12 protein-coding genes and 1 tRNA gene are annotated in these 11851 nt (G+C 65.2%); 8 read left to right on the plus strand and 5 right to left on the minus strand.

The window, feature by feature from the left end; translation table 11 throughout:
- Window positions 1-6: 6 nt before the first annotated feature.
- Window positions 7-1644 carry an AMP-binding protein gene (locus PD284_RS22030; protein WP_274630729.1) on the minus strand — a complete coding sequence of 546 codons (1638 nt, stop codon included), beginning with the start codon at window positions 1642-1644 and terminating at the stop codon, window positions 7-9.
- A gap of 203 nt (window positions 1645-1847) precedes the next feature.
- On the opposite strand from PD284_RS22030, the gene PD284_RS22035 reads away from it, so the two are divergent.
- The 5 genes from PD284_RS22035 (at window position 1848) to PD284_RS22055 (ending at window position 4577) form a co-directional block, all read left to right on the plus strand.
- Complete coding sequence (locus PD284_RS22035) at window positions 1848-2726, plus strand: MBL fold metallo-hydrolase (protein WP_274630256.1); 879 nt, start codon at window positions 1848-1850, stop codon at window positions 2724-2726.
- Between the two features lie 4 nt (window positions 2727-2730).
- Window positions 2731-3066, plus strand: coding sequence for an ArsR/SmtB family transcription factor (locus PD284_RS22040; protein ID WP_274630257.1), 336 nt, complete (start codon window positions 2731-2733; stop codon window positions 3064-3066).
- A gap of 3 nt (window positions 3067-3069) precedes the next feature.
- Window positions 3070-3498 (plus strand): YeeE/YedE family protein, encoded by a 429-nt coding sequence (locus PD284_RS22045; RefSeq protein ID WP_274630258.1) that lies wholly within the window; start codon window positions 3070-3072, stop codon window positions 3496-3498.
- The gene (locus tag PD284_RS22050) at window positions 3499-3942 is read left to right on the plus strand and encodes a YeeE/YedE family protein (RefSeq protein WP_274630259.1); all 444 of its coding nucleotides are present in this window, start codon (window positions 3499-3501) and stop codon (window positions 3940-3942) included.
- A gap of 416 nt (window positions 3943-4358) precedes the next feature.
- The gene (locus PD284_RS22055; protein ID WP_274630260.1) at window positions 4359-4577 is read left to right on the plus strand and encodes a hypothetical protein; all 219 of its coding nucleotides are present in this window, start codon (window positions 4359-4361) and stop codon (window positions 4575-4577) included.
- A 75-nt stretch (window positions 4578-4652) separates the two neighbouring features.
- Here the strand turns inward: PD284_RS22055 and PD284_RS22060 are convergent, their stop codons facing one another.
- The gene (locus tag PD284_RS22060; protein ID WP_274630261.1) at window positions 4653-6704 is read right to left on the minus strand and encodes a DUF6311 domain-containing protein; all 2052 of its coding nucleotides are present in this window, start codon (window positions 6702-6704) and stop codon (window positions 4653-4655) included.
- A complete protein-coding gene (locus PD284_RS22065; protein ID WP_274630262.1) occupies window positions 6697-7671 on the minus strand; it encodes a glycosyltransferase family 2 protein in 975 nt (324 codons plus the stop codon). Before PD284_RS22065 ends, PD284_RS22060 begins: the two co-directional genes overlap by 8 nt.
- A 292-nt stretch (window positions 7672-7963) precedes the next feature.
- On the opposite strand from PD284_RS22065, the gene PD284_RS22070 reads away from it, so the two are divergent.
- From PD284_RS22070 to PD284_RS22080, 3 genes are all read left to right on the plus strand, one after another.
- Window positions 7964-8048 (plus strand) — tRNA-Leu (locus PD284_RS22070).
- Window positions 8049-8232: 184 nt separating this feature from the next.
- Complete coding sequence (locus tag PD284_RS22075; RefSeq protein ID WP_274630263.1) at window positions 8233-8826, plus strand: YqaA family protein; 594 nt, start codon at window positions 8233-8235, stop codon at window positions 8824-8826.
- 40 nt (window positions 8827-8866) lie between these two features.
- Window positions 8867-9382, plus strand: a complete 516-nt coding sequence (locus tag PD284_RS22080; protein ID WP_274630264.1) for a disulfide bond formation protein B — start codon at window positions 8867-8869, stop codon at window positions 9380-9382.
- Between the two features lie 27 nt (window positions 9383-9409).
- Here PD284_RS22080 and PD284_RS22085 read toward each other — a convergent pair whose 3' ends face one another.
- Together PD284_RS22085 and pgi are read right to left on the minus strand one after the other, a co-directional pair.
- Window positions 9410-10126, minus strand: a complete 717-nt coding sequence (locus tag PD284_RS22085; RefSeq protein WP_274630265.1) for an HAD family hydrolase — start codon at window positions 10124-10126, stop codon at window positions 9410-9412.
- A gap of 4 nt (window positions 10127-10130) precedes the next feature.
- The gene (gene pgi, locus PD284_RS22090) at window positions 10131-11774 is read right to left on the minus strand and encodes a glucose-6-phosphate isomerase (protein ID WP_274630266.1); all 1644 of its coding nucleotides are present in this window, start codon (window positions 11772-11774) and stop codon (window positions 10131-10133) included.
- Window positions 11775-11851: the final 77 nt, after the last annotated feature.

Genomic DNA, 11851 nt, shown 5'->3' on the forward strand with positions numbered 1-11851 from the left:
GACGGCTCAGCGCCGTCCGGCCTCCAGCTTCGCCCTGTCCCTGAAAATGCGGCGGATGACCTTGCCCGTCGTGGTCAGGGGCATCGATTCCACGAACTCCACCTCGCGCGGATACTCGTGCGCCGAAAGGCGCTCGCGCACCCACAGCCGGATCTCCTCGGCCAGCCGCTCATCCGGCGCGACGCCATCCTTCAGCACCACGTAGGCCTTGACGATTTCGGTGCGCATCGGATCGGGCTTGCCGACGGCCGCGGCCAGCGCCACCGCGGGATGCCCGGTCAGGCAGTCCTCGATCTCACTCGGCCCGATGCGGAAGCCGGCCGAGGTGATGACGTCGTCGTCGCGGCCGAAGAAATGGACATAGCCGTCCCCATCCTCGACGCCCTGGTCGCCGGTCGTCATCCAGTCGCCGATGAATTTTCGCTCCGTCGCTTCGGGATTCTGCCAGTACCCCAGGAACATCACCGGGTCAGGCCGCGCTATCGCGATCTGGCCGGGCGTACCCTTGGGCGCCGGGTTGCCCCCTTCATCGATGACGGCGACCCGGTGGCCCGGCACCGGAAGCCCGATGGCGCCGGCGCGGGCTAGGCCGAGCGCCCCCATGGACGACAGGACGAGGTTGCACTCGGTCTGGCCGTAGAACTCGTTGATGGTGAGGCCGAGCTCATGCCTGGCCCACTCGAAGGTCTCGCGGCCGAGCGACTCGCCGCCGGAGCCCACCGTGCGCAGGTCGAGGCGAAAGCGGCGGGGGATGTCCGGCACGGTCTTCAGCATGCGCAGAGCTGTCGGCGGGATGAAGGCATTGCGCACCTTCATCTTCTCGGCAAGCAGCAGCGCCGCCTCCGGGTCGAATTTCTCGAAGCGGCCGGCAACCACGGGAACGCCGAGATAAAGGCCCGGCAGCAGCAGGTTGAGCAGGCCACCGGCCCAGGCCCAGTCGGCCGGCGTCCACATGAGATCGCCCGGCTGCGGCAGGAATTCATGGTGCATCTCGACGCCCGGCAGATGACCGAGCAGCACTCGGTGACCGTGCAGCGCACCCTTGGGCGGCCCCGTGGTGCCCGAGGTGAAGATCATCAGGGCCGGATCGTCGGCGGCGGTGTCTTCCGCCTCGAAGGCTGCCGAGCTGTCCGCGATCATCCGGTGGAAGTCCAGCGCCTGGCCCGAAGCGCCGTCGACACAAACGATCAGCGACAGTTCCGGTAACCGCGCGGCCACCGTGCGCACCTTCTCCAACCCGGATTCCGTCGTGATCACCACCTTGGCGGCGGCAAAATGCATGCGGTATTCGATCGCCTCGACGCCGAAGAGCAGGGCCAACGGCACGGCGATGGCCCCCAGCTTGTAAATCGCCGCGTGGGCGATGACGACCTCAAAACCTTGCGGCAGGAGCAATGCGACGCGGTCGCCGCGGCCGACGCCCCTTGCGCGCAGCGCGTTGGCGAAGGCGTTGGACCGGGCGGCGAGTTCGCCGTAGGTCAACGTCCGCGGCGCGCCCTCTGGGGCATATTCGAGCAGCGCAATGCGGTCAGGGTCGCGCGCCGCCCAGGCATCGGCGATGGCCGTTCCGATGTTGAAACGGGCAGGTATGCGCCAGCCAAAATCGCGGCGGAGCGCTGCATAGCTCTCGCGACGCTGCAGCATCGGCAGTCCAGGAATCCCGTGCATCAGGTTCGACGCCATGGCAACCGCACTACGTTGCGCGGCAAGGCCAGTCAACGGTGCCGGATGTGCTATCACTCTCGGAATATCGCTTGCAATTTTTTGCAATCAATATTACGTATCCGTTCATCAGCCAAGGCCGCTCACGCGACCGACGTTTTTCCGCAGGGCCAAGAGGGACACTCATGACGCAAAAACCGGAAGTCACCGGCTTCTTCGACCCGCGCACCTCCTCCGCGCAATATGTCGTGGCCGATCCTGGGACGAAGAAATGCGCCATCATCGATCCGGTCTACGACTTCGACGAGAAATCCGGTCAGACCGCATCGGGCAATGCCGACCGCATCCTCGAGTTCGTCAACGCCAATGGCTACGAGGTCGAGTGGATCCTCGACACGCATCCCCATGCCGACCATTTCTCGGCCGCCCAGTACCTGAAGCAAAAGACCGGCGCTCCGACTGCCATCGGCGCGAAGGTGGTCGAGGTGCAGAAGCTCTGGAAGGATTTCTATAACTGGCCCGACTTCCCGGCCGACGGTTCGCAGTGGGATCGGCTGTTTGCCGACGGCGACACGTTCAGGATCGGCGACATCGACGCCCGCGTGATGTTCTCGCCCGGCCACACGCTCGCATCGATCACCTACGTGATCGGCGACGCCGCATTTGTGCACGACACCCTCTTCATGCCCGATGGCGGCACCGCGCGCGCCGACTTCCCGGGCGGCAGCGCAACGGCCCTCTGGAGTTCGATCCAGCGCATCCTGGCGCTGCCCGACGAGACCCGGATCTTCACCGGTCACGACTACCAGCCCGGCGGGCGCGAGCCGCTGTGGGAATCGACGGTCGCCGAACAGAAGGCCAAGAACATCCACATCGCCAACAAGAGCGAGGCGGAGTTCATCCAGCTGCGTGAGGCGCGCGACCGCACGCTCGCTATGCCGAAGCTGATCCTGCATTCGCTGCAGATCAACACCAATGGCGGCCGCCTGCCGCAGCCGGAAGCGAACGGCCGGCGCTATCTCAAGATCCCGCTGGACCTCCTGTCCGGCGCACCGTGGGGGTGAGGAAATGATCGACAAGCTGTCCTGCGAAGCGGCCAACATGAAGGCCCATGTCGATGAGGCATCGGCCTTCCTGAAGAAGCTTTCGAACCCTGACCGCCTGCTGGTCTGCTGCGCGCTGGTCGACGGCGAACGCTCGGTGCGCGAACTGGAGGACCTTCTTGGCATCCGCCAGCCGGGCCTCTCGCAGCAGCTCGCCGAACTCAGGGCGGCCGACCTCATCGTCGGGCGCAAGGACGGCAAGCAGGTCTTCTACCGACTTGCCGACCCGCGCATCGAGGTCTTCATCTCCACCATGCACAGGCTCTTCTGCGCTCCCGCACCCTGCGAAAAAGCGATCTGACCCATGACCGAATTCACACCTCTCACATCGCTTCTTGGCGGTGGCCTGATCGGCGTCGCCGCGGTGCTGCTGATGGCCCTTAACGGCCGCGTGGCTGGCCTGTCCGGAATCCTTGGCGGGCTCGTGCCGCCGGCAGCGCCGGACTGGGTCTGGCGCGCCGCCTTCCTGGCCGGCGCGGTCGTCGCGCCGGGGCTGATCCTGGCGTTCACCGGCTTCACCATTTCATTCGACAGTCCGGTTCCGACGCCATGGCTGATAGTCGGCGGCCTCATCGTCGGCGTCGGGGTGACGCTCGGATCGGGCTGCTCCTCCGGTCACGGCGTCTGCGGCATGGCTCGGCTTTCAGGCCGATCGATCGCGGCGACGATCAGCTTCATGATCGCCACCGCGGCTACCGTCTTCATCATCCGCCATGTCCTGGGGGGCTTCTGAATGCCACGCATCCTGTCCGCTCTCGTCGCCGGTCTCATCTTCGGCGCCGGCATCGCCGTCTCGGGCATGATCAACCCAGCGAAGGTGCTGAACTTCTTCGACATTGCCGAAACCTGGGACCCCTCGCTCGCCTTCGTCATGGGCGGCGCACTGGCGGTGACCGCGCTCGGCTATTTCCTTGTCCTCAAGCGGCCGACTCCCGCTTTCGAGAAGCGGTTCCACCTGCCCACCAAGAAGCGCCTCGACCTGCCGCTCATCGGCGGTTCAGCGCTGTTCGGAATCGGCTGGGGGATCGCCGGCTTCTGCCCCGGCGGATCGATCCCGGCGCTCGGGCTCGGGCAATCCAGCGCCTTCGTCTTCGTGGCCGCAATGATCGCCGGGATGTTCGCCGTGAAGCTGGTGCGCAGTGCAATGCTTGTCCGCGCGGTACGCGGCAGGGCCTGATCGACCGACCCGACATACAGCAATCACAGCCTAGCAAGATTCCTGCCCATCCTCGAATGGGGGAAGGCCTACGCCCGCGGGACACTGGCCAGCGACCTGACGGCGGCGGTGATCGTGACGGATGCGGGCATCGTCTTCCACCTGTCCGAGGTCAAGGGTCCCGTGATGGACCGGCTGAAGCGCGCGCATTTCCTCGAACACTTGACGGGCAAGGTGTTTCTGAGCCAGTTCGAGGCCGTTTCGACGCTGGCATCCGGAGCGGCGCCGTCGCCTGGCTCCTGCGTCGTTCCACACCTGCCTGACGAGCGGACCGCAGCTGACCCGCGGCTTTTTATTCAAATCCACATGTGGATGTTTGCATTCCGTTTGCTTCGGCGGAGTAGAGCGAGATTGGGCGGTCAATCTGGGAACACGATTTGAAAAGCGATCTTTTTGCCGCGCGTCAGCATCTGGAAAAAGCCTTCGACTGCCTTTCAGGTGACGACGAGCTCGGCCGGCGGGCGCGCGAGGCGCTCGGCATTATTCTCGACGCCATTGCCGTGGTCGAGCACCGCCGTCCCACAGCCGAGATCATAGCGTTCCCGCAGGCGGCAAGCGTGTTAGCCACGCGCGGCCTCGGCTCGTCCGAGCGCTGATCCGAAAACCGGATCGACACGTCGGCTGGGCGGGACCTTCCATCGGCGAGCGGCTGGGCAATCAGGCCCGGAAGACTATGGCGATAAGGTCGTAGCCCCGCATGTGGCGGTGCAGCCATTCCAGCCGGGAGCCAGCACCTTGAAGCCGTCAACGGCGCCGCCGAAGGCTGCCCCGGGCTTACTCGACAGGGCCTTCCGGAACAGGCCGTCGTCCGAGAACACATAGAGGGTGTCGGGGTCCAGAGCGCCGCTGGTCACAGCCGCCAACACTTCCGCCCGTTCCGCTTCGAGCGCCTCGGGATCATGCCGCGCAAGATAGGCGACGTTGATGGCAAGCCCATTCTCCGCCGCGAGCATCGCCATCGGCAGATACACAGGGCCCTCGCTGTCTGCCGGCACCAGGGCTATCCGCCTGTAGTTCCTCACGGCCTCCGACCAGAAGCCGGATTGAGCCGGGTTCTGCCAAGTCGCGGAGAAGGTAGTCCGGAAGAACGACATGGCCGGCTGCAGGTCGAACACCTGGAGAGCGACCGCAGCCAGCAGGACCGCCACGCCCTGCCGGGGCTTTGGCCACCGTGCAGCCGAGACGACGAGAAGCAGCATGATGAGGTAGGCCGGCACCCATATGAAGCGACCAGACGCGCGGAATGCGACGAGGAGCGGATCGAGCAGGCTGGGCAACGGGATCGTCAACACGGTTGTGTCGAGGACACCCACCCTGTTCGACAAAGCAAAGAGCGAGAACAACACGGCGAGCGCCGCCAGCGCGCGATACCGCGCAGAAAACCCGAACCGACGCGCACCGAGCCAGGAGGCCACGGCAGGGACAATGAGGGCGAGGACACCCAATCCCAGGTAGGCAAAGCCGGCATCGCCGCCAATACCGTCCGGCACGTCGGGCAGCGCCCCGCTCCATATCTCGTCGGGGTCGACGAGGGCCAGCAGCTCGGCCCGGTAGAGGCCGAAGCCCGCGCCCCAGGCGGTGAGGCCGATCGCCGACGGCGCCATGAAGTAGCCCACCGCCCACGCCACAAGCGGGCAAACGACGAGGGGCGCAACGACAGCGGCCAGGCGCGGCCGCCGTTCGCCATGCCAGCCCAGCCATCGCCCGCATAGATCGGCAAACCAGATGCCGCCAACCATGGCGAACAGGTAGGCGTGCACAAGCACCGCGGCCACCAGGAGAGCCAGCCATGCACCACCCCGCCATCTGGGCTCCAGATACAGGGACACACCGGCAAGCAACAGCCAATGGGCCAGAAGGGCCTCGTGGCCGTGCAGCCGCCACAGCATGATGGGGGACAGCACAAACAGGACCGCGCCGACACCCGCGGCGACAACGGGCACATCCAGCTGCCGGAGTATCCTGAGCGCAAAGTACGCCTGCATGCAGAGGCAGAATGCGATCCACAGGCCGAAATACTGGAAGGGATGCGGGAGAAGCGGACTGACCAGCTTGAACGGCAGGGCGAAGAGCGGGATGGAGTCGGAGAACACTATGGAGCTGGCGATCTTGTCCCCGAACAGGGGGGTCGCGCCGAGAGGAAACTGGAAAAGCGGAGTGTCTCGGAAGAACGCCCACCCCATGTAGTGCTGGCTGGGGTCGTGGCGCATGAGCCAGGACGTGTTGGTGGGAACGATGCTGGAGGCTCCGCCGAACAGCAGGAAAACGGCTGCCCCAACTGCCAGCGCGAACAACCACGGCGCTACGTCGGCATCCTTGCCGTAGAACACCCACTTCCGGTTGATGAAATAGGTGACCAACGGGGTGACGCCGATCATCGGCACGATCGCGAAGCCCGCAGCGATCTTGAGAACGTCGGCCACGAGGTAGACGAAGAAGGCGTTGATCAGGTAGCCGAGCAGGGCGGCGACGACCAGACGCCAACTCGACGCCGTCAGGTCCCGCTTGCCCTCTGCACGGAAGGTGAAGTGGTGGTGCCCGAGGATCGAGATCCCGAGGGCGCTTACGAAGCCGGCCACGTTCGCGAGTTGCGGGTCCATGCCTACCTGAAGGAGCATCAAGTAGACCGCTGCATGGACCAGGGTCGCCAGACCGCCCACAGCAGCGAACCGCGCGAATTCCGGAACCCGACCTCGCAGCAGGGCGACGAGGCCGCTATTCACGATGTCCGGCCACCTGGCGGCGATGCTCCGCGTCCGCACCCAGGTTGGTCGTCTCCCGGACGATGTACAAGGGGCGCTGCTTCACCTCCACGAAGATGCGCGCGATATACTCGCCCAGAACGCCTATGCTCAGCAGGATCAGCCCGCTGAAGAAGAGCATCACCACCAAGAGGGATGCGTAGCCCGGAAGATCGATTCCGAAGATGAGCGTGCGCACAACGATGAAGGTCATGTAGACCAGCCCCAGGGCGGCAGCCAGCGCTCCGACGACCGACCATATCCGCAAGGGAAGGGAGGTAAAGGACACGATCCCGTCGACGGCCAGCCTGATGAGCTTCCCGAGTTTCTGTTGCGGTTCGCCGGCCAGGCGCCTCTCCCGCTTGAAGTAGATCGTCGTGGTCCGGAAGCCTACCCAGGCGAAGACGCCCTTCATGAAGCGGGTACGTTCCGGCATCAGCTTCAGGGTTTCCACGACGCGACGGTCCATGAGCCGGAAGTCGCCGGTCTGGGGCGGAATTTCCACGTCAGACAGCCGGAGCATGGTCCGATAGAACAGAGAAGCGGTCACCCGCTTGAACCACGTGTCGCTGGACCGGTCGTTCCGGGACGCCAGCACCACGTCATACCCCTGCCGCCAGCGCGCAAGCATCTCAGGGATGAGTTCCGGCGGGTCCTGAAGGTCCACGTCGATCGGAATCACGGCATTGCCCGCAGCGTGGTCTATGCCTGCCGTAAGGGCGGCCTCCTTGCCGAAGTTTCGCGAGAGGTCGATGATCCTGATCCGAGAGTCCGCACGGGCCTCCGCCTCGAGTCTGCTCAGCGTCGCATCCCGGGAACCGTCGTTGACGAAGATGATCTCGTAGCCACTCAGGCCCTGAGCATCGAGGATCGGACGGACACGGGACAGGAACGCTTCAATGCTGGCCTCCTCGTTGAAGACCGGCACGACGACACTCAGAATGGACATGGACGGCGCCAGCCTGGAGACCATCTGGCGGGCCCTGCCGGCATCGAACCGGCACTCCCGAAGGAACTCGATATTGAGTCGGTCGTTTTCAGCGGCGCCACTCTACAATTTCAATAATTTAAGGGGATACGCTCGTGGCGTGGGCCACTGGATCAGAGCACCTGGGCGGGACAATAGCCAAGATAAACCACGACGCCCACGGCGATCAGGTCACCTGTTGAAGCTGAGCCGATCACGCAGGCGGGCTAGTCTTGACGGTTGCATGGGGCCTCCTATAGAGACCCATCTTAGTGCCCCCTTGGCGGAATTGGTAGACGCGCCGCACTCAAAATGCGGTTCCTAACGGAGTGCTGGTTCGATCCCGGCAGGGGGCACCATTCCCACATATTCCGCGAGTTCGCTTCGCTAACCGCTCCGATTGGGCAGCCTGAGCGGCCGACGCGCCGCGACGTCTGCCTGGTCGCGACCTCCGAACAGCGACGATCACGGCTTTGGCATTTTCCCCCGATTGTGCCAGACACCGATTCTTTCTAGACAGGCAGCCTCGCAACGGGGGATCGGATGCTTCGGGGACTCTACGACTGGACGATGTCGCTTGCTGCGCGCAAGTCCGCCGAATGGTGGCTGGCGATCATCGCCTTCATCGAGAGTTCGGTGTTCCTCGTGCCCGCCGACGTGCTCTACGTGCCAATGGCGATCGCCCGGCCCGACCGCGCCTACCGCTACGCACTCGTGGCCACCGTGGCCTCGGTGCTGGGCGGCATCGCCGGGTGGCTGCTTGGCCATTTCGCCTATGAAACGATCGCCAAGCCGGTGCTGGAGTTCTATGGCAAACTCGACGAGTTCGAGGCGCTGATACCGACCGAAGGCACGGCGACCGGCTTCATCCTCCTGATGCTGGTCACCTCCGGCCTCGCCCACCTGCCGCCGATCAAGGTCGTCACCATCCTGTCCGGCGTCATCGGCGTGAACATCTGGGTGTTCATAATCTCGGCGATCATCGCCCGCGGCGCCCGTTTCTGGTTCCTCGCCTGGCTCTTGCGCCGCTACGGGGAGCCTATTCGCCACTTCATCGAGAAGCGCCTGGGCCTGATCGCCGCAGCGGGCGCCGCCGCCCTCATTCTGCTTTACATTCTCTACAAGCTGCTGACGTAGCGAGACTTTCAGACGCCTGTCCGGCCGGACCGATACCGATATGACCCCACTGCTTTCCCCGACAAGCCGGCTGCAGGCTGCGACCGCCCTCTTCCTGGCGCTCGCGATGGCTGCGACCGTCGGCTCCGCCCTGGGCTTCCAGCACATCGGCGGCTACATCCCGTGCAAGCTCTGCTACGAGCAGCGCATGCCCTACTATGTGGGCGCGCCCCTCATGCTCCTGGCATTCGTCTCCTCGACGCTGCGCTGGCCGCCGCTGCTGACGCGCGGCCTGCTCTTCGTGGGCGGACTGCTGATGACCTATGGGCTCTATCTCGGCGTTTTCCACTCGGGCGTCGAATGGGGATGGTGGCCAGGCCCGACCGACTGCGGGATCGCAGTGGAGGGACCGTCCGGCAGCGGCAACGGCGTGCTCGACATGCTGAACGACGTCATGCCGCCCTCCTGCGACGAGGCCGCCCTGCGCATCCTGGGCCTGTCCATGGCCGGCTGGAACGCCGTGGCGAGCCTGATACTGGCTGCGGTGGCTTTCCGCGGGGCGTTTTCGCGGCGCTGAGCCGCAGGCTCCGGCGGGCCAGCGCAGCTACGCCGCATTCCTCTGAGTCAGCAATCCCGGCAGTTCGGTGACCGAGTGCAGTATCGCATCGGCCAGCGGGGTCAGGCTGGCCCTGGTGCCCGTGCCGGAGAGCACGCCAACCGCGAGACCGGCTCCGCCGGCCCGCGCCATTTCCAGGTCGTGGCGGTTGTCGCCCACCATCGCGATTTCCGACGGCTTCAAGCCGGTCAGGTCGCAGAAGGCTAAGACGGCGTCGGGCGCAGGCTTGGGATTGGCAACCGCGTCATAGCCGTAGACGGCATCGAACATCTGGGCGACGCCAAGCGCCAGCAGCGTTTTTTCGGCGCCGCCGGTCGAATCGTTGGTGCAGAGTCCGAGCCGATAGCCGGCCGCATGAAGCGCGGCGAGCGTCTCCTTGATGCCCTCGAGCGCGATCGCCTGCAGGGCGCCCTCCTCAGCGGTGGCGGTGTCGAAGCGTCGGACCATGTCGGCGCGGGCGTGGACCTCGAGATGCGGATACCACAGCGAGACGATGTCGGCGTTGGTTCCAGCCGCGAAGACCGAATCGGCCCGGAAACCGGCAGCGTCGAAATCGTAGCCGGCGTCGGTCAGCAGCGTGTTTGCCCGCAGCCGATCACCATCCGCCGCCTCCAGCGCCATCCGGTCGCCGATGGCGAACCAGGTGCGCTGGAAGTCCACCAATGTCCCATCCTTGTCGAACAGGATGCCCTTTATCGTCGCCAAGCCGTCACGTCCCTTGTCGTTGCAGGGCGTGAATATGGCCGACGAGGCCCGATGTCGAGACATCGCCCGCGTCATCGGCTTTGCCTTCCACGACTGGCAGCAGGTTGGTGGCGAGTTCCTTGCCGAGTTCGACGCCCCACTGGTCGAAGGAATTGATGTTGAACAGAACGCCTTCGACGAACACGCGGTGCTCGTAGAGAGCAATCAGCCGGCCGAGCGTGAACGGATTGAGCAGGCGGTGGACGATCGTCAACGACGGCCGGTTGCCGGAGAAGACGCGGTGCGGCGCGATCTCCTCCACCTCGGAGGCCTTCATGCCCTTCGCCAGCATCTGCGCCTTCGCCTCCTCCAGCGTGCGCCCCTTCATCAGCGCCTGCGACTGCGCCAGGCAGTTGGCGACCAGAAGGTCGTGATGCACCTTCAGGTCAGGCTCATGCCCCGTCGCAGCGACGATGAACTCGACGGGAATGACGTCTGTACCCTGGTGCAGAAGCTGGAAGAAGGCATGCTGGCCGTTGGTGCCAGGCTCCCCCCAGACGAGCGGACCCGTCGGCGTCGCCGGCACGCCGCCGTCGAGCGTCACGCTCTTGCCGTTCGACTCCATGTCGAGCTGCTGCAGGTATGCCGGCAGCCGCGCAAGGCGCTGGTCGTATGGGATGACGGCCCGCGAGGGGTATTCGCAGATGGCGCGGTGCCAGAACCCGATGAGGCCAAGGATCATGGGAACGTTCTCGAGGATCGGCGCCGTGGCGAAGTGCTGGTCCATGGCATGCGCACCGTCCAGGAAGTCGCGAAAGTTCCGCGGACCGACGGCCAGCATGATCGGCAGGCCGATGGCCGACCAGAGCGAGTACCGGCCGCCGACCCAATCCCAGAAGCCAAACACGCGGTCTGGCGCAATGCCGAAGGCGGCGACCTTGTCCAGCGCGGTGGAGACTGCGCTGAAGTGCCTGCCCACCGCATCCGTGCCCAGCGCCTTCTCGACCCAGCGTTTCGCGGTCTCGGCGTTGGTCATGGTCTCGATGGTGGTGAAGGTTTTCGACGCGATGACGAAGAGCGTCGTCTCGGGCGAGAGCCCCTTCAGCGTGTCAGCGATGTGGGCGCCGTCGACATTCGACACGAAATGGGTGCGCGGACCGTCGTGATAGGGCGAGAGCGCCAGCGTCGCCATGACCGGGCCCAGGTCCGACCCGCCGATGCCGATGTTGACGACGTCGGTGATCCTGCTGCCCGTCGCACCGGCCGCTTCGCCGGTGCGCACGGCCTCGGCAAAACGCGCCATTGCGCCGAGCACGGCGTGGACCTCCGGCACCACGTTAACGCCGTCGACCTCGATGACGGCGCCTTCCGGCGCGCGCAGCGCCGTGTGCAGGACGGCGCGGTCCTCGGTCGTGTTGATCTTCTCGCCGGCCAGCATTTCGTCGCGCCGCTGCTCCACCCCCGCAGCAAGCGCGAATTCGGCCAGGAGCCGCATGGTCTCCTCGCTGACCGCGCATTTGGACCAATCGAGTAGTAGATCGTCGAACGTCAGCGAGAACCGCGCAAAGCGCTCGGCATCGCCTTCGAACTGCTTGCGGATGTCGGCAGGACGCACGTCGCGATGCGCGTTGAGTTCGGCGAGGGCCGTGGCGAAGGCGGTGCTGGTCACGTTTACGCTCCGGATGGTCGTTCGAAGCGCACCTTAGCAGACCTTTGCGACAATAAGGGGCGCTCGACGGCTTCCTC

The organism is Mesorhizobium shangrilense, assembly GCF_028826155.1.
Classification (GTDB): Bacteria; Pseudomonadota; Alphaproteobacteria; order Rhizobiales; family Rhizobiaceae; genus Arvimicrobium; species Arvimicrobium flavum.

Excerpts from the sequence above, each read along its gene's own strand:
- PD284_RS22030 (WP_274630729.1), bottom strand. The coding sequence starts at position 1,644 with ATGCTGCAGCGTCGCGAGAGCTATGCAGCGCTCCGCCGCGATTTTGGC.
- PD284_RS22035 (WP_274630256.1), top strand. The coding sequence starts at position 1,848 with ATGACGCAAAAACCGGAAGTCACCGGCTTCTTCGACCCGCGCACCTCC.
- PD284_RS22040 (WP_274630257.1), top strand. The coding sequence starts at position 2,731 with ATGATCGACAAGCTGTCCTGCGAAGCGGCCAACATGAAGGCCCATGTC.
- PD284_RS22045 (WP_274630258.1), top strand. The coding sequence starts at position 3,070 with ATGACCGAATTCACACCTCTCACATCGCTTCTTGGCGGTGGCCTGATC.
- PD284_RS22050 (WP_274630259.1), top strand. The coding sequence starts at position 3,499 with ATGCCACGCATCCTGTCCGCTCTCGTCGCCGGTCTCATCTTCGGCGCC.
- PD284_RS22065 (WP_274630262.1), bottom strand. The coding sequence starts at position 7,671 with ATGTCCATTCTGAGTGTCGTCGTGCCGGTCTTCAACGAGGAGGCCAGC.
- PD284_RS22075 (WP_274630263.1), top strand. The coding sequence starts at position 8,233 with ATGCTTCGGGGACTCTACGACTGGACGATGTCGCTTGCTGCGCGCAAG.
- PD284_RS22080 (WP_274630264.1), top strand. The coding sequence starts at position 8,867 with ATGACCCCACTGCTTTCCCCGACAAGCCGGCTGCAGGCTGCGACCGCC.